Genomic DNA, 19230 nt, shown 5'->3' with positions numbered 1-19230 from the left:
AAGGTGTTTGTTTCTTCAGTGGGCAAAGTTACTCTGTTTTTACCACATAAACATCATCCTGACAAGTCATTTTAATTTATAGGCAAAGAATAACCTGACCACACTCATTGCATTATTCAGAATCCTGAATGCTCCTTCTCGCTGGCAGCATCGGCTTTGGTACGCCGCTTCTCTCCCGAATAATGCCACGTCATTTCGTCCGACAACTCGTTGCCTTGCTTGTCCGCAGCCACAGCGCGCAACACGTTCTCACCGTCGACAAGCGTCACATCATCGAACACGTAATGCACATCGGTGAAGCCTTTCTTGCAGCCTTGCAGCTCACGGCCGTTAAGATAGACCCGAGGTTGCCCCACGTTGCTGTAGACGGTGAGCCGTGTGACGCGGGTTTCGCGATCGGTGTTCCGGCGCTCGGTCATATAAAGGACAGGGGCCTCGCTCCAGTTGGCTTTATACCAATAGTAAGCATCCTTTTTCGTTTTCCGGTCAAAGGTGACGAGTCCTTTCATATTACGTGCCGCCACGCCGCCGCGTTTCCACATGGGACAGGCAAAATCGAACATATTCCACAGATATGAGGCTACTATATAAGGATGGCGGGCTATGACACTCCAGTGGTATTCGTGTGTCTTCGTCTGAAACTGCTCGGGGTAAAACTCTTTCGTCCAGTTAAGGGCATCGCCCGTAAACTCGGTCTGATGTGCCAGATTGGCGTCTGCTCCATACTCCGTGAGCATGAGCGGCATGTCTGGATAACTTTTCTCCAACCCTTCGACCCAAGGCACAATATCGCCTATGCGCTTTTCATACCAACCGAAGTAGCGGTTCATCCCCTGTATGTCAGCATTCATATTCACCGGATGCTCAGCCGTACCATAGCCGTTGACGGAGGCCGTATAGCGGTCGGGGTCTTCGGTTTTGGCCAAATCGTGCAGGGACTGCGTGAGTTGGGCCGTATAGGCATGAGGATGGTATACCTCATTGTGAAGTCCCCATACATAAATGGAAGGATGATTAAAGTTTTGCCGTATGAGTTCGCGCAACTGGCTGTGGGCATTTTCCCATTCCTTGCCGGTAACGCGATTCACAAACGGTATTTCCGCCCACACGATAAGTCCCAAGCTGTCGCATCGGGAATAAAAATAATCGGACTGCTGATAGTGGGCCAACCGGATAGTAGTGGCCCCCACATCCATTATAGCAGCCAGATCCTCATCGTGATCGGCTTTAGTCAACGCACTGCCTTTTCCCCAACGGTCCTGATGACGTGTGACACCATACATGAGATAACGCTCGCCGTTAAGATAAAACCCCTTGCCGGCAACGACCTCAAAGTGGCGCAGGCCGAGCGGCTGTACGCATTCGTCCACCACGCGCCCATCAACAGTGAGACGTACCGTAACACGATATAAATAAGGGTCGCGACGGCCTTGCCAAAGATGCGGTTTATTGATACGCAATTCCGTGTCGTAGTTCTGCAAGCCTTGGGCGGAAAGACTTATTTCATGCCTACGGGCTGCCACTGTTTTCCCTTCGGCATCACTCACCAACGTCTCAAGCACTAGTGACACAGGCCGCAGAGAGCCGTTGTCGAGTTTGACACGTATTTTCACATCGGCACTGCGACGTGACACATTGCGCTGGGTGATATATACGCCTGATGAAGCATGGTCCGTTACGGCAATATGGCACGGCTCCGCAACAATAAGTTGCACAGGCCGGTATATGCCGCCATACACCCCAAAAAGCTGATGGTTCACCGGTATGACGTCAGGTCGTGCAGCATTGTCGGCTTTCACCACCACCTCATTGCGGGCACCCGCTTTCAGTTCGCCGCTTATTTCACAGGCAAAGGCGGAATAACCGCCGCGATGACTACCTGTCAGACGACCGTTCACGTAGACCTCGGCACAAGCTCCCACTCCTTCAAAACGAAGAAATATACGTTTACCATTCCATTCGGCAGGAGCATCAAATGTTTTCTTATAATAAGCCGTACCTTCATAAAAATTGTTGACATTACGCTGCATGTCGTGCGCATTCCACGTATGCGGCACGCTCACACTGTCCCAGCGGCCGTTCCAGACAGTGGCCGCCTGCATGACATCGGTTGTGGCGGGTGCCTTGCGAAACGCCCAGCCCTTATTGAAGTCTATCACTTCACGGGCCGATACAGCCGCCGAACCTGCTAAAAATGAAAGAAGCAGTAATTCTTTTATTTTCATAATCAAATCAAAGAGATAACAGGATTAAATATATAATATTCGGAAAGGACATGAGTTCCCTGCCAATACCGGCAGTAATCATAGCCTCTCAGGTGAGAGCTTCGCGGTATTGTCTCTTAGTACTGCCACTACGTGAGATTTTCAACCGGATGACAAACGGCTCGCCGGGATCTTTACGCGGCATGGCTACATGATATTCACCCGAGGCCGTTTCCTCTATGCGCAGTGGCGTCCCATCGAGCAGACAAGCCATTTGAGGACTTTGTCCTTTGGGCATAACCACATTCAGCATACCGGAATAAGGGCGGTTGAACACCACCATATAAAGAGTGTCGTCCTTGGCGGTATAATATCCCCAATCCTGCTTTCTGAGACCGGCATATCCGCAACCGTAAACACACTCGCCGTAGCGCTTCATCCAGTTGCCCAATGCTTTAACCATATCCTTTTCCTCACGTCGAAAATCACCGTCAGGCTGCGGTCCGAAGTTAACGACCATATTGCCGCCCATCGACACAGCATGCACAATGTGCTCCACCACCTCATGAGGGGCCTTCACATAACTCAGCGACCAGTCACGATGATACCCCCACTGATTTTCGGGCAATGTCATACAAGCTTCCCAGTCCCATTGGGTCACTTTCAAATCCTTTACGGGATCAGGCAATCGACGCTCGTAGCCCGATTCATAATCACCCATAAGCCGGCCGTTGCTGTCGAAATGACGGCTACCCCGGTCATCAGCACGCAAACGACTGTTGACCGTCACACCGGGTACAAGCTGTTTTAGCATTTTTTCCATCTTTGCCGTCCACCAACCGTTCTGCCGAAGCGAGGCATCCCATGTGCCATCAAACCAGAAATCCTTTACGGTAGGATAACGCGTGGCCAGTTCGCGAAGCTGCCCTTCAGTAAAGTCGAGGAAACGGGCAAAGGCCACGCTATCTTGCGATGTGCGCAGACTGCTGCGATAATCGGGATGACTCCAATCCATTACCGAGAAATAAAAATGCACGTCCATACCCTCGTCATTGACCGCCTCCACAAGTTCGCCCAAGACATCACGTCCATGAGGCGTATGTTCCACTGTAAAAGGTGTAAGTCTGCTGGGCCACAGGCAGAAGCCTTCATGGTGTTTGGTAGTTATCTTAACATAACGGGCGCCTGAAGCCTTCAACATCCGTGCCCAGGCGCGGGCATCAAACCGCTCAGGATTCCACTGTGCCATCAGTTTCATCCAATCTTCATTGGAAACCTTCGCCCATGACTTAAGCCATTCGGCCGCTCCCCGATAGGTTTTACCTTCCCACGTTCCGCCTGGAATTGCGTAAAGTCCCCAGTGGACAAATGCCCCCAGACGGTGATGACGGAAACGCTGCATATCTGTATCCTGACGAGGTTCCGAACAGGAGGCTCCGTATTTCAAGGAATATTCTCCGACGGGAGTTTTCTGTCCGGTCATTGGCAGAACAGTAAACATTAGAGTCACCAATAATAACGACAAACGATTTTTCATATGCCACATAGTCATTTATATGAATAACAAAAATATTTCGCCTTATGCTTACCGGCAAATCCGGTCACGATATTTCAACATTAGTTCCTTTACAAGCCGTACTCCTTCGCCTGATGGCTGTGATGCAGACACATAGTCGTTATCAAAAAAAGACTGTTCAAAATCAAACATCTTCCGGTTGAATGCCTTTTGATCGAAAGGTTCATTCTTTTCCAAAGCCGCACAAACTTCCTGTATGAACATTTGCCAGCGCGGATGATAGTATCCTGCCGTCAAACCGGCCCAGGAACGGTTGGCATAATCGTTAAGGCTCTGTCCCTTTCCACCCCAGGTAGTCAACAAAGTACGGGCGTTCTTTTTATAATAAGTTTTCTCCAGAGGAGTCTGTCCGAAAGCAGCCGCCTCCTGTATCCAACGTCCGAAAGAGAACGTGGCATGCTGACGGAGCAAACGCTCCATGTCACACAGGAGTTCATCCATGTAAAGGCCTTTCCGAAGCAGCTCCTCCTTATTCTTTGCCTGATAGGCTGCCGAAAAACTGTCGCGCAACGCCATGAAATGGTTACCCAGTACTTGCCGGCCCACATTCACCACATCAAACGTATAACTGTTGCGGGGCATTTCACCAGCGGCTGCGAGCATGGTTTCCCATATGCGGAACAACGCTTCATTGTCATAGCTAATCCGCGGATTAGTTGTCCAGTTTCCGTGTCCTGTGAGCGAAGGACGGGCATTGGTGAGCATGCCTTGTCCCAGTTGGGCGGTAGCGACGTATACCTTGTCCAGCAACCCTCTCCACGCCTTGCGGCAGTATTCGTCGGAGCGGCCCACACGGCGGTCGGCCCAAGCGTCCATCCACTCTTCGTCTGTCAATGACGATTGCCACGCTTTCTCCAGAACATACTCATACATGAGCGGATTGACATCCAGCGCCTCCAGCGTGGAGCCTATACCACAGAAGTTGTCACCGCCTTCCTCACAGGTTTTATCTATCCGCCTGCCCACCTCGCGCAAATTGCCCAGATAACACCACAAATAAGGCTGTCCGAAATAAGCGTCGGTTTTTCTCCACACTTCGGTATTTTCAACAAAATAGTCAAGCAGCACCATTTTGTTCCTAGGCACGGCATTGACAAAAGCGTCAATGCGTGGATTGGTCCAATGGCGGCGATCCATATAGAAGAGCCACGTCATTTGCAACCAAATAGCATCGGGATCGGCCTTAGTCATGGTTTCATAGATAGTCCGCGACACTGTAGCCAGATAGGAAGGCTCCCAACTGGGTGCGTCAATTTCATTGAAAGGATCGGCGCCATAAATATGGTCGGTACCATACAGGCGCTTCTGCTCATCGAGGAAAGCTTTCTGAATCTTGGCAAACAGCGGGTCAAGCGGATCGAGAAAATAGCTGCGATACTCATCCTTAAACCCTCCCCAAGGACTCATTCTGGTAATTTTCGTATCAGGAAACAAGCGCTGTATGGCTTGAGGCACATGACCGGCAAAGGCAGGGAGCACCGGTTTCATGCCCAATTCCCTCTCACGCGTCAGAATCAGTTTCTGCAAATCGGCCTGATGTTCCAGCCAGGAGTCGGGCAATCCGCCTTGCCATTTGTCGAGATTGGTCATGCGGTGCCAGGGCAAATGGCCGGGTCCTGTGAAATAGTCTCTGATTTCGCAGTCGTCCAGCCCAAATTTGCGCCACACCTTATACCATATCGCCTCCTGCCCAGTGATGGCCAGAGGCATATTCACTCCGTTGAGAGCCATCCAGTCGATAAAACGTTCCCAGTCTTCCCACTGCCACCAGGTCATGGTATAACCAAACGTGCAGTAGTTCAGAAAAAACGGTTGTTCATGCGTGCCTCTACCCTTATCTTGTGTTCCACCGCCGGCAGCGTTTCAGGCAGCTCCACAGGGTCATCCTTATACCACGAAACGGAAGTCTTGCAATAATACTTCAAATAATGGTTAAGGCCCACAGCCATGGCATTGGCCGAACTGCCCCTGACAATAATATTATTGCCGGCAGATTCCAATTCAAAAAGGTCTTTGCCACCGTCCGTCTGAGCTATCTGCTCAAACATGAAACGGGAAGCCACGGAATCAGAAAACAAACGGGTAGCCAGTCTGCCGGCGGCCTTTTCGTATTTTGTTCCAAAACAGCACAAATGTGCCATCATGCACAAGAATAAAATGACATTTTTCATGAGTTTTAGGTTAGTTTTTATGCTGGTATTTTAAGTCTGCACAAAGTTACGTTTTTCTCTACAGATTGTCGGAAAACAGACCGACTATTATTTAAAATTCAATTTCTCACAAGGGAATGACCGACAGGTGAAGACATTATTAATATGCCTTCACGTTGCACATATTGTCAAATCAAAAACATACGAACCCGACAATACACTGTTTCATCACAGGATGTCGGGTTAGCAATATACTTGTTGGCCTTTGCATCAGAAGGTAAACAAAAGTCCCTTCCCTTGCCGGCCGGCTTCTTCATAAATACCACACAAACTGTCATAGGCTTCCATCCATTCTTCCGGCTCTGCGTCATACTGCAAATCCTCCGGCTCTATATCTTCCGCTTCATCTCTGTTTTCCTGCAGTCGGTCCAGTATATCCTGAATTTCATGGCTTTCCACCAGCCCCAGTCCCATCATGCCGGGATCCACTTTAACACCGTTTATTACCACATCCCGCCCCAAAACGGCCATCTGCGGCTCTTCAAAAGCATCAAGCGCTCCGACAATCCCATTCACTGCATCCCACAAATATCCCAATCCACAATCATCCTCTACATCATAACAAGCTGTAAGCAGAATGTCAAAATAAACCTGAAGCGTAAGCTCATCAAATTCTTCTTCCCAATTCTCCTCCAACATCTCACCGGTGTAAGGAGATTGCAATTGTTCATAATTTGCACTGATATACTGTCTTGCCACTTCGGGATGATTTATACTCTCCTTCATGACCGGCTCAATTTTGGCGTGAAACATTTCCGTGTCAAACACAAACGCCTTATGCTCCATACTCATAGTTATTCCTCTATTTTTCGATTTGTAAAAATTTAAAGTCACTGTCGGTTGTCATCGGCAGAAACCGCATCGGCAACCTGTCATGCAAACAGACAATACGGCGGCTGATTTAACCGGCAAGTGCAAAATTAGCAATAAGTTTGAAGTACACTTTCTTTTTGGGGAATGGAAATACATTCTTTTTCGAGACTTAGCCCTCAAGTCCCTTTTCCGCGTTTCACACGTACAAGTCTGAGAAAACATTGAATTTTGACTTTTTAGAAGAGTTAAGACAGACAGGGCTAGTACCGTTATTGTTTTAACGGTTTAAGAAAGAGAAAAAACAGGAAATCCGACAAAAAATCATATTTTTGCAGACAGATTTTAACTAACAATACTATTTTGCGTCCGTAACGGAAGAAAACGGCAGCCTGCCCGGAAACCATGAAAAACCACCCCTATCCGTCAACGCCGTCCCATTACTTGTCTGCCTGTTTGCGGAACGCCTATAATTCTTATTTACCAATGCACCAGAAAAACTACCAACCGCCCGGAAAACCCCGTTACGAAGTGCTCGACGGCTTGCGCGGTGTGGCGGCCCTCATCGTTGTGGCCTTCCACCTGCTCGAAGTCTATTCGGGCGGCCCCGTTCACCAGATTATCAACCACGGCTATCTGGCTGTGGACTTCTTCTTCATCCTCTCAGGATACGTTGTAGGCTATGCCTACGACAACAATCCCCGACTCACGGCATGGAATTTCGCCAAGCGGCGCCTTGTGCGCCTTCACCCCATGGTAGTGTTCGGATCGCTGCTGGGCGCCTTACTGTTTTACTTCCAGCAGGGCGACACCTTTCCGCCTATCGCAGCCACATCGGCAGGCACACTTCTCGTCATCACGCTGGTGTGCTGCACGCTTCTCCCCCTGCCGCCGTCGTGCGACATCCGGGGATGGGCCGAGACCAATCCTCTCAACGGTCCGGCATGGTCGCTCCAATTCGAATATCTGGCCAACATACTCTATTTCTTCGTATTGCGCCGCCTGCCGGCTACCGTGATAGGACTATTGGCAGCTGGAGCGGCCATACTCACCATAGACCTGACGATGAACCTCGATATCTTCAACCTCCTTGGCGGACGCGGACTGCTGGCCAACACGGTTGTAGGCGGATGGTGCATCACGGAACAGCAATGCTACATCGGTCTGACACGCCTGCTCTATCCCTTCCTCTGTGGTCTTCTGCTCTCGCGCACAGTGCGCAGTCCGCGCATAAAAGGAGGCTTCCTGCTATGCTCCGTCCTGCTCGTCACAGCACTGGCGTGGCCACGACTCGGCGGCGAACAGCAGGGCTGGCAGAACGGTCTCTACGAAGCCGGCTGCATTCTCCTGCTCTTTCCGACGATAGTAGTGCTCGGCGCCGGCAGCACGGCAGGCCGCAGCCAGCGGTTGTGCCGATGGCTGGGCGAAATATCCTACCCGCTCTACCTCACCCACTACCCCTTAGTCTATCTGCAAACAGCCTGGGCCAACGCCCATCCCGACGCGCCGACAGCGACACACGCTTTCGTCTATGTTGCCGTGTTCGCACTTTCACTTCTGACGGCATACGCCTGCATGCGTCTCTACGACATTCCCATACGCGCCTGGTTGCGCCGCCGGTATCTCTGACACAAAAAACAAAACCCATTATGCCAACCATAGCGGAAAGGCATACCATCATTCCATCTGTCATCATGAAAAAAACACTTGTCACTATTCTGTTGCTGGCAGGCCTGTCACACACAACGGCCTTTGCCCAGGAAAACACCGTCATTCCCCGCCCGGCACACTACGGCCTGACGACAACGCCATGCCCGGCACAGACAAACATCATCGGCTACACCGACAAGACACTGGCCGATGAAGCCGCCTTCCTTAAAGCGGCACTCGAGCAACGTCAGGGAAAGAACGTCAAAGTCAAGCAGACGTCCAGTCTGAAACGGGGCATCATGCTGAGCATAGACCGGAAAACAGGAGGCGAGGAGGCTTACCGTATGGAAATGACGGACAAGGTGATCCGGCTTACCGGCGGAGGCGAGGCGGGCGTGTTCCGCGCCATGCAGACACTGCTGCAGACACTTGATGCCGGCAGCCTGCACACAGGAACGATAACAGATGCTCCCCGCTATGCGTGGCGAGGCATCATGCTCGACGAGGCGAGGCATTTCTTCGGCAAGGAAAAAGTGAAACAGATCCTTGACGCAATGGCTTACTACAAACTGAACAAATTTCACTGGCACCTGACAGACGAAACGGGCTGGCGGCTGGAAATCAAGCAGTACCCGAAACTCACTTCGGTGGGTGCGTGCGGCAACTGGAGCACGCCGGGCCAAGGCGCGGCACAGTATTACACACAGGAGGATGTGGCAGAAATCGTGGCTTATGCCGCAGCGCGGCACATCGACATCATTCCCGAAATAGACATGCCGGGACATGCCACGGCTGCCGTACGCGCCTATCCGCAACTGTCGGGCGGCGGCACCCCGGCGCACCCCGACTTTACATTCCACGTAGGACGCGAAGCCACCTACACCTTCCTGACCAACGTACTGCGCGAGGTGGCAACGCTTTTCCCCTCGCAGTATATCCACCTTGGCGGCGACGAGGTGTCATTCGGCATAAAAGCCTGGAAAACCGACCCCGAAGTGAAAGAACTGATGCGGCGCGAAGGACTGGCCGACGTGAAAGCGGCCGAGCACTACTTCATGCGGCGCATGGCCGACTCGGTGCGGACAATGGGAAAGACGATGGCCGGCTGGGACGAGATGCTGGCCGGACAACCCGACACGGCAAAGACACTCATCATGTGGTGGCGCCATGACAGGCCGGCGGAACTGCGCCGCGCCCTCAACGGCGGCTACTCCACTGTGTTGTGCCCCCGGCGCCCGCTCTATTTCGACTTCATCCAGCATGCCTCGCACAAATGGGGCCGCGTGTGGAACGGTTTCTGTCCGTTGGAAGACGTTTACAACTTCCCCGACAAAGACCTGGAAACGTGGGGAATCGACACCGACCGTGAAAAATTCATTGCCGGCGTGCAGGCCAACGTATGGACCGAGCGCATCCACACGCCCCAACGGCTGGACTTCATGCTCTTCCCCCGCCTGTGCGCCGTAGCCGAAGCCGGATGGACACAAGCCGCACAGAAGGATTACAGCAATTTCAGCCGGCGCATGGAGGCGGCCTATGAGTATATGGACAGCCTGGATATCTACTATTTTGACCCGCGCCGGCCCGACCGCCATCCCGAACCGGCAGGAGCCGTGCAGGGACAGAAGGACATCCCCATGGATTTCAGGGACTGAAGCCTGAGGCGGCACATTCGTCCTTGAAGCCTCGGCACGCACCAGAATCCGGTGTGGAGACAGCTGCAATGATTTTAACACTATTTGCTTTCCGGCGGAAAATATCGTATCTTTGTAACAGCCAAGCGGGACCTCCTTATGAGAAGTCCCGCTTTTTCAGTACTTTTCAGCCGGAATGAAGGAGAAAAACGCCGTATTTCTTCACGAAATTCCCCGTATTCGAATTCAAATTCCCCGTATTCGTGTTAAAAATCCGATACGGACTTTTTCTTTTCCACTACTATCAACCTATGTTTTAACACTCGGAATTGTTGCGGAAAGTTAAATATGTTAAAGTCAGAGGAAGATATTTTTCCTATTCAAAGGACCTTTCCCCCTTTCTGACTCATTCACGCAAAGAAAGAATGACCAATTGAAAAACAAGTTGTACTTTTGCGTCTGCAACAAAACCAATCACACACTCTTATCATGGTATCAGTAGATGGACTGACCGTCGAATTCGGCGGCACAACCCTTTTCAAAGATATTTCCTTTGTCATCAACGAAAAAGACCGCATAGCCCTGATGGGCAAGAACGGCGCCGGAAAGAGCACACTGCTCAAAATCCTGGCAGGCGCGCGCACCGCCACACGCGGCGCGGTGTCGGCACCCAAGGACACCGTCATCGCCTATCTGCCGCAGCATCTCATGACGGAAGACGGACGCACCGTCTTTGAAGAAGCCTGTCAGGCCTTCGCCCACCTGCATGAGATGGAAGCGCAAATCGAGGCGCTCAACAGGCAGCTGGCCGAACGCACGGACTATGAAAGCGACGAATACATGGCGCTCATCGAACAGGTGGCCACCATGAGCGAGAAATTCTATGCCATCGACCTCACACATTTTGAGGAAGACGTCGAAAAGACCCTCCTCGGCCTGGGATTCGAACGCACGGACTTCGACCGCCAGACAAGCGAGTTCTCAGGCGGATGGCGCATGCGCATCGAACTGGCCAAAATGCTCCTGCGCAACCCCGACGTACTCCTGCTCGACGAACCGACGAACCACCTCGACATCGAGTCCATAGGCTGGCTGGAGGACTTCCTCACCACAAACGGCAAAGCCGTCGTAGTCATCAGCCACGACCGCAAATTCGTAGACAACATCACCACGCGTACCATCGAAGTAACCATGGGACGCATCTACGACTACAAAGTGAATTACTCCGAATACCTGCGCCTGCGAGCCGAACGCCGTGAACAGCAAATGAAGCAATACGAGGAACAGCAAAAGATGATAGCCGAAACAAAAGACTTTATCGAACGCTTCAAAGGTACCTACTCCAAAACCTTTCAGGTACAAAGCCGCGTGAAAATGCTCGAAAAGCTCGAACTCGTTGAGGTGGACGAGGAAGACACCTCCTCGCTGCGCCTGAAATTCCCGCCATCGCCACGCAGCGGGCAATATCCAGTCATGGCAGACGGGGTAGAAAAAACATTCGACGGGCGGACCATATTCTCCGGCGTGTCGCTCACCATCAACCGCGGCGACAAAGTAGCCTTCGTAGGACGCAACGGTGAGGGAAAGTCCACACTCGTCAAATGTATCATGTCAGAACTGCCGCACGGAGGCACCCTCACACTCGGTCACAACGTACAGATAGGCTACTTTGCCCAAAACCAGGCCTCGCTGCTCGATGAGAATCTCACCGTATTCCAAACCATCGACGATGTGGCCAAAGGAGAAATCCGCAACAAGATACGCGACCTTTTGGGGGCCTTCATATTCGGCGGAGAGGCCAGCACAAAAAAAGTCAAGGTTCTCTCCGGAGGCGAGCGAACCCGGCTGGCACTGCTCAAATTACTGCTCGAACCGGTAAACCTCCTCATACTGGACGAACCGACCAACCATCTCGACCTCCGCACAAAAGACGTTCTCAAACAAGCCTTACGCGATTTTGACGGAACACTCATCTGCGTGAGCCACGACCGCGACTTCCTTGACGGACTGGTGACAAAAGTCTATGAGTTCGGCCATGGCCGCGTGCGTGAACATCTTTGCGGCATCTACGATTTCCTGGCAGCCAAAAAGATGGAAGAACTCAACGAACTGGAGCGCAAAAAGAAATAGTACAACCACCGGCCACTCCGCTACCTGCAACAAAAACTGCAACTAACCTGGCTGAAATATCTGACACACAAAAAAACATGAAACTACCATCCCTCAAGTCATGCCTTCTCCCACTGGCCACACTGGCTCTTGGCGCGGCTTTAAGCCTACCTGCCGGCGCCAGACGGAACGCCGCATTCATTGCCGAGAACCGCACCATGAAATATTCCGGCTCTTCCGCCAGCCACGACATTACGGCAACTCCTGAGGCGGAGCGTCTTTTTGTAAAAGAGAACATGGATTTCGCTGCCAGACAGTACAGGTATATGCTCCGTAACCTGTCCGAAGGCAAAGGCGTCATGCCGCGTACTCTCAACCCCAACGGCACGTTGGCCAAATCCGACATTTACTGGTGGACGTCAGGCTTCTTTCCCGGTACGCTGTGGTACATTGCCGATTTTACCGGTGATGCGGCCCTGCGTGATTCCGCACGGACCTACACTCACAAGCTGGAACCCGTCAGAAAGTACACCGGCAACCACGACATAGGCTTCATGATGTATTGCAGCTACGGCCATGCCAACGCCTTCGATCCCCAAGCGGCTTACAAGGACATCCTTGTGGAATCGGCCCGTTCGTTGTGCACACGTTTCAACGAAAAGACCGGTGTCATACAGTCGTGGAACAGTTTCCGGTCATGGCATGGCGACAATACCTACGACTTTCCGGTCATCATCGACAACATGATGAATCTCGAACTGCTTTTCTATGCTTCCCGGACTACAGGCGATGCCTCTTTCAGCCGCATAGCGGTTTCGCACGCAGAGAAAACGATGAGAAACCAAGTACGCAAGGACAACAGCTGTTACCACGTAGTCTATTACGATAAAGCGACCGGCCAGCCCATCAAGGGTGAAACTGCCCAAGGCTATGCCGACAATTCCACGTGGTCGCGCGGACAGGCCTGGGGCATTTACGGTTTCACGATGTGCTATCGTGAGACAAAAGACAAGCGTTTCCTGACAACGGCCTGCCGCATGGCCGATTTCTACCTGAGCCATCCGAATCTGCCGGCCGACAAGGTGGCATACTGGGACTTCGACGCCTACCGTCCGGAATACACACCGGGCCAGCGCTCCAATGCTTCAAAAGTGGTGACCAACTATCGAGACGCCTCGGCGGCAGCCTGCACGGCTTCGGCACTGCTGGAACTGAGCACTTACGTAAAAGGAGAGAAAAAACGCCGCTATCTGGCAGCCGCCCGAACCATCCTCCACACCTTGGGCAGCCCTGCCTACCGCGCCAAAGAGGGCGGCAACGGCGGTTTCATACTGAAGCACAGCGTGGGGTCCATCCCGCATAATTCAGAAATAGACGTGCCGCTCACCTATGCCGACTATTATTTTCTAGAGGCACTTCACCGCTACGACAAACTGCTTGCAGGCCGTCAGCTCTTCCCTTAAAACCATTGGAGGCAGAGTGTCTGAAAACCGCACCTTACCGTTTTAACACTATTTGCTTTCCACAGAAAAATTCATTATCTTTGTAATAGCCAAGCGGGACATTCCACACGGAAGTCCCGCTTTTTCTGTAAAATCAAAGCATAAATCAGAACTTTTCAACTGTATTTTCATCCTGAAATCCCCGATTTTCAATTTCAATTCCAAGTATTCGTGTTAAAAATCAAATACGGACTTTTAACATCCCACTGCCTCAAACCTATATTTTAACACATCGGAATGTTGCGGAAAGTTAAATATATTAAATCAGCCAGCCTGTCAACAGCCATGAAAACCACCCGCCGTTTACAGTTAAAAACTTAAGTCCGGCTGCCCTTTCATTAGAAAATATTATCTATCTTTGCCGAGATAAAGGAACATCCATCAACATGAACGCTCCAGAGAGCCATACGAACTTATTGAAGCGAACGGTGGAAAGCCTCTCCGACACAGGCGGAATGAAAGGCCTCTTCCACCAACACCGGCACGGCGACCCCCTGCCGTCGGCACCGGTTTTGGAGGAAATCATAGCCCTGTGCCGTGCCATGTTGTTTCCGGGCTATTACGGCAAACCCACGCTCAACAGCGCCACCGTCAAATACCATATCGGCGTAGCGGCAGAACAGTTTTTCGGCCTGCTTACCTCACAAGTGCAGGCAGGACTCTGCTTCGCCGGACAGGAAGAAGGCGTCCCAGACAACGCCGACTGTCAGGCCAAAGCCGAAGCCATAGCCGCCGAACTTGTGGCCCGTCTGCCACAAGTGCGCCGCACGCTGGCAACCGACGTAGAAGCCGCCTATCTGGGCGATCCGGCCGCACAAAGCTACGGAGAAGTCATCAGTTGCTACCCTGTCATCAAAGCCCTCACCTGCCATCGAATCGCCCATGAACTCCACATTCTCGGCGTACCGCTCATTCCTCGCATCATCACGGAAATGGCCCACAGCGAAACGGGCATCGACATCCATCCGGCCGCACAAATAGGCAGTCACTTCACCATCGACCACGGCACCGGCGTTGTGATAGGCGCGACATGTATCATCGGAAACCACGTGAAACTTTACCAAGGTGTCACACTGGGAGCCAAAAGTTTTCCGCTCGATGCCGGCGGAAATCCCATCAAGAACAATCCCCGGCATCCTATTCTCCGCGACAACGTCATCGTCTACAGCAACGCAACCATATTGGGACGCGTAACCATTGGCGAAGGAGCCGTAGTGGGCGCCAACGTCTGGCTCACACGCGACGTGGAACCGGGCGAAAAGGTCATATCCGACCACCATGCCTGAACGGTGGGCGCACCGCAGGCTCTACATAAGAAATATTTATTCTAAGCTTATAAATGGAACAATTTGAACTCATTGCCAAAACCTTTCAGGGACTTGAAGAGGTTTTGGCTCAGGAACTGACCGAACTCGGCGCCAATGACATCCAGATAGGCCGCCGCATGGTGTCCTTTACCGGCGACAAGGAAATGATGTACCGCGCCAACTTTTGTCTGCGCACCGCCGTGCGCGTGCTCAAACCCATCAAGCACTTCAAAGCGGCCGACGCCGATGATGTCTACAACGCCGTACGCGCCATTGACTGGAGTCTCTATCTCGACCTCGACACAACCTTTGCCGTCGACACCGTGGTCTACTCCCAAGAGTTCCGACATTCCAAATTCGTGGCCTATAAGGTGAAAGACGCCATTGTGGACTATTTCCGTGAAAAAACAGGACAGCGGCCCAACATCCGCATCACCAACCCCGACATCAAACTCAACATGCACGTGGCCGAAGACCAGTGCACCCTCTCGCTCGACTCCTCAGGAGACAGCCTCCACCTGCGCGGCTACCGCGTGGCTTCGGTAGACGCACCCATCAACGAAGTGCTCGCCGCCGGACTCATCAAACTCACCGGCTGGAAATGCGACACCGACTTCATCGACCCGTTCTGCGGCTCAGGCACCATTCTGGTGGAAGCCGCCCTCATGGCACACAACATCTACCCGGGCATATTCCGCAAGTCATTCGGATTTGAAAAATGGAAAGACTTCAACCGCGATCTCCTCGACCATATCTACAACGACGATTCCGCCGAACGCGACTTCCAACATAAAATATACGGCTACGACCTCAACCTACGGGCCGTGGAAGCCGCACAAGCCAATGCCAAAAGCGCAGGCATGGCCGGCTGCATAACAGTGGAGCAGCGCGAAATGAAAAAATTCACACAGCCCGCCTCGCCGGCCCTCATCGTCACCAACCCACCCTACGGCGAACGCCTCGTGACACCTGACCTGCTCGGACTTTACCGCACCATAGGCGAACGCCTCAAACACGAATTTTCCGGAGGAGAGGCCTGGATTATCAGCTACCGCCAGGAATGTTTCGACGAAATAGGCCTCAAGCCCAGCTTCAAAGTGCCGCTCTTCAACGGATCACTCGACTGCGAATTCCGCAAATACCAGCTCTTCAGCGGCAAACTCGATGACTTCCGCGCAGCCGGCGGCGAAGTGAAAACCACCGAGGAACGCACACGAATGGCCGAGAAAAAACGCTTCAAGCAACATCGCGGCGAATTCAACGGCCGATTCGCCGAAAACCAAGAAAGCAACCGCCGGCACGACAACGAGGACTACAATCCGGAATACGAACTGCTACGCCGGAAACACCGTGATTTCCAGGAAAGATTCAACCGCGGAGAACGCAACGAGCGACAGGAAAAACCAGGCCGCCGCGAAAACGGTGAACGAGGCACACGCCGCACTACCGAGTGGAAAAGCTTTGACCGCCGTGGAGGCGAACATCGTGGAAACGGATTCAGAGCAGAGACGCGAAATAACCGAAAAAGCAGTTTCAAAGGCGGCGAACGCCGTGGAGGCCGCCGCGACTTTGGCAAACGTGATGAATAAAAAAACGGAATAAAACGAACACAGACTATGAAACGATTACAACTGATAGTCACGGGCCTGCTGCTCCTGCTGTCTTCCACAATCATGGCACAAAACAAAAAAAGCTTCACCCTCGATGACCTCATGTGGGGAGGGTCCAACTATTGGAATCTACAACCCAAGAACATCTCCACCGCCTGGTGGGGAGACTGTCTCATGCAAACTGAAGCCGACAACGTGCGTATTCTCTACAACGAGAAAGGTAAGGCTGCAAAGGGAGAAGTACTTTTCACCACTGAAAACATTAACAGTCAGCTCGATGAATCCAAGCAAGGAAAAGTACGGGATCTGCGGTCTGCCCGCTTTCCCTATCCCGACCGCACGGAAGTGCTCCTGGAGACGCAGAAAGCCAATTTGATTTATGACTGGAAGAGCGGGCAGGTCATTTGGATACAACCCCGCATCTCCGGCCTTCAGGCCAACAGTTTCAACCCTACGTCAAAAGCCAGAGCCTTTGTAAAAGACTGGAACCTCTACGTCACCACGGCTGACGGCATTACCCATCAAGTAACCACCGACGGCAGCCGCGAATTGCAGTACGGAATGAGTGTCCACCGCGATGAGTTCGGCATAAACAAAGGTACTTTCTGGAGTCCCAAAGGCAATCTTCTCGCATTTTACCGCATGGACCAGAGCATGGTGACGGACTTCCCCTTGGTAGACATCAGCCACCGAGTGGCCCAGCTCGCGCCTGAGAAATACCCGATGGCAGGAATGATAAGCCACAAAGTCACCGTTGGCATTTTCAACCCCGCCACCGAAAAAACAACATACTTGCAAGCCGGCGATCCTACCGACCGCTATTTTACCAACATAGCCTGGAGTCCGGACGAAAAGACGCTCTATGTTATTGAATTGCCCCGCACGCAGGACAAAGCCGAACTGGTAGCCTATGACGCCGCTACCGGACAACGTAAAGAAGTGCTCTACACGGAAACCAACCCCCGTTATGTAGAGCCGATGAATCCCATTGTCTTCCTGCCTTGGGATGACACAAAATTCATCTATCAGACGCGCCGCGACGGCTATAACCACATTTATCTCTTCGACGTGAAAGGCAAAGAACTCGCCCAGCTCACCAGCGGGCAATATGAGGTAATAGATGTACTGGGATTCAACACGAAAACGAAAAGCGTTATCTTTAAAAGCAACGAAGCCTCACCCATCCGCCACAACCACTACAGCGTGAACGTCGGCAGCAAAAAACGCACGCTCCTCGACGGCGGAACAGGTACACACCGCGGCGAACTTTCGGCTTCTGGCGCCTTTATTCTCGACCGCTGGTCGTCACCCGACAACTTCCGCCGTGTAGATCTTGTGCCTACTGCCAAGAACGCTCCCGTCAACCTCCATGCCGCCGAAACACCGTGGAAAGACTACAACGTACCCGAAATAACCAGCGGTACCATCAAAGCGGCCGACGGCACTACCGACCTTTACTACCGTCTGGTCAAACCCGTCCGTTTTGACGCTTCGAAAAAATATCCTACAGTGGTCTATGTTTACGGAGGCCCGCACGCACACAACGTAGACGAGTCGTGGAACTACGCCACCCGTCCTTGGGAAATCTACATGGCCCAGCGCGGCTACGTGGTTTTCGTTCTCGACAACCGCGGCTCACAATACCGCGGCTTCGAGTTTGAGAGCTGCACCCACCGCCACCTCGGCGACATCGAGATGCAGGATCAGATGAAAGGCGTGGAATATCTCAAGTCACTCCCCTACGTAGACGGCAACCGCCTCGGCGTTCACGGCTGGTCCTTCGGCGGCTTCATGACCACCAACCTCATGTGTTCCTATCCCGATGTGTTCAAGGCAGGCGTAGCCGGCGGCCCTGTCATCGACTGGAAACTCTATGAGGTAATGTACGGCGAACGCTACATGGATTCGCCACAGGAAAATCCCGAAGGTTACGAAAGTTCCAATCTTCTGAAAAAGGCAGGAAATCTCAAAGGCCGCCTGCAGATCATCGTTGGCTACAACGATCCCACCTGCGTATTGCAGCACAGTCTGGCCTTCCTCCGCGCCGCCGCCGATGCCGGCACGCAGCCCGACTACTTCGTATACCCCGGACAGGGACACAACATGACTGGCAAGGACATGGTACATCTGCATGAGCGCATCACACGCTACTTCGACGATTACCTCAAACCCGTCAGACGACCGCGAGCCAAACACCACCGATAAAATTCACAGGCATAAACCGTCATACTGAAAAATGGCATCCCCGTTTCCATTAAAGGCACGTGGGATGCCATTAATTATTTTGCGGCATGCCATTCCCTCAAAGCACTTGCCACTTCTTGCCGGAAGGCAACCGATACGCGGCAACAGATAATAAAGGAAAACCGCCACCGTTACTCATCACAGCTTCTATTTTTTAACAACAATAAACACAATGATAAAAAATCCTGATTTTAACATTTCTTGTTTTCCGGCCTTTTATGTCGTATCTTTGCCAAGCAATAGTAAGCCGCCAAGTCAAGGCGGCTTTTTTCGTCATATTTTGAAGAAGAAAAGGTCTTATCCGCGTAAAAATTCCAAGTATTGCAATTTTAAATCCCCTTATTCCGGGTCAAGCCGAAAACACGGTGCATGAA

12 protein-coding genes are annotated in these 19230 nt (G+C 52.1%); 7 read left to right on the top strand and 5 right to left on the bottom strand.

What is annotated here, in order from left to right:
- Positions 1 to 116 precede the first annotated feature (116 nt).
- The 5 genes from C5S62_RS09375 to C5S62_RS09360 form a co-directional block, all read right to left on the bottom strand.
- Positions 117 to 2225 (bottom strand): glycoside hydrolase family 2 protein, encoded by a 2109-nt coding sequence (locus C5S62_RS09375; protein WP_104405118.1) that lies wholly within the window; start codon positions 2223 to 2225, stop codon positions 117 to 119.
- A gap of 88 nt (positions 2226 to 2313) precedes the next feature.
- Positions 2314 to 3741: an alpha-L-fucosidase gene (locus tag C5S62_RS09370; protein WP_104405126.1), complete on the bottom strand. Its 1428-nt coding sequence runs from the start codon at positions 3739 to 3741 to the stop codon at positions 2314 to 2316.
- 48 nt (positions 3742 to 3789) lie between these two features.
- A complete protein-coding gene (locus tag C5S62_RS09365) occupies positions 3790 to 5556 on the bottom strand; it encodes an alpha-N-acetylglucosaminidase (protein ID WP_255400148.1) in 1767 nt (588 codons plus the stop codon).
- A gap of 23 nt (positions 5557 to 5579) precedes the next feature.
- Complete coding sequence (locus tag C5S62_RS13910; RefSeq protein WP_223301204.1) at positions 5580 to 5951, bottom strand: alpha-N-acetylglucosaminidase N-terminal domain-containing protein; 372 nt, start codon at positions 5949 to 5951, stop codon at positions 5580 to 5582.
- 249 nt (positions 5952 to 6200) lie between these two features.
- Positions 6201 to 6782, bottom strand: a complete 582-nt coding sequence (locus C5S62_RS09360; RefSeq protein WP_190311579.1) for a hypothetical protein — start codon at positions 6780 to 6782, stop codon at positions 6201 to 6203.
- Positions 6783 to 7205: 423 nt separating this feature from the next.
- On the opposite strand from C5S62_RS09360, the gene C5S62_RS09355 reads away from it, so the two are divergent.
- The 7 genes from C5S62_RS09355 to C5S62_RS09325 all read left to right on the top strand — a co-directional run bounded on the left by C5S62_RS09355 (position 7206) and on the right by C5S62_RS09325 (position 18817).
- On the top strand, positions 7206 to 8429 hold the full coding sequence (locus tag C5S62_RS09355) for an acyltransferase family protein (RefSeq protein WP_371411199.1): 1224 nt from the start codon (positions 7206 to 7208) through the stop codon (positions 8427 to 8429).
- 20 nt (positions 8430 to 8449) lie between these two features.
- The gene (locus C5S62_RS09350; protein WP_104405116.1) at positions 8450 to 10105 is read left to right on the top strand and encodes a beta-N-acetylhexosaminidase; all 1656 of its coding nucleotides are present in this window, start codon (positions 8450 to 8452) and stop codon (positions 10103 to 10105) included.
- A 468-nt stretch (positions 10106 to 10573) separates the two neighbouring features.
- Positions 10574 to 12214 (top strand): ABC-F family ATP-binding cassette domain-containing protein, encoded by a 1641-nt coding sequence (locus C5S62_RS09345; RefSeq protein WP_104405115.1) that lies wholly within the window; start codon positions 10574 to 10576, stop codon positions 12212 to 12214.
- A gap of 197 nt (positions 12215 to 12411) precedes the next feature.
- Complete coding sequence (locus C5S62_RS09340) at positions 12412 to 13656, top strand: glycoside hydrolase family 88 protein (protein WP_104405124.1); 1245 nt, start codon at positions 12412 to 12414, stop codon at positions 13654 to 13656.
- Positions 13657 to 14081: 425 nt separating this feature from the next.
- The gene (locus C5S62_RS14070) at positions 14082 to 14981 is read left to right on the top strand and encodes a serine O-acetyltransferase (RefSeq protein ID WP_104405114.1); all 900 of its coding nucleotides are present in this window, start codon (positions 14082 to 14084) and stop codon (positions 14979 to 14981) included.
- 53 nt (positions 14982 to 15034) lie between these two features.
- Positions 15035 to 16591 (top strand): class I SAM-dependent RNA methyltransferase, encoded by a 1557-nt coding sequence (locus C5S62_RS09330; protein WP_104405113.1) that lies wholly within the window; start codon positions 15035 to 15037, stop codon positions 16589 to 16591.
- 27 nt (positions 16592 to 16618) lie between these two features.
- Positions 16619 to 18817 (top strand): S9 family peptidase, encoded by a 2199-nt coding sequence (locus C5S62_RS09325; protein WP_104405112.1) that lies wholly within the window; start codon positions 16619 to 16621, stop codon positions 18815 to 18817.
- Positions 18818 to 19230 lie beyond the last annotated feature (413 nt).

The organism is Prevotella sp. MGM2, from assembly GCF_002933955.1.
In the GTDB taxonomy this organism is placed as follows: Bacteria; Bacteroidota; Bacteroidia; order Bacteroidales; family Bacteroidaceae; genus Alloprevotella.
Note: the sequence above shows the minus strand (reverse complement) of the source record. Positions and strands in the feature narration are given on the sequence as shown.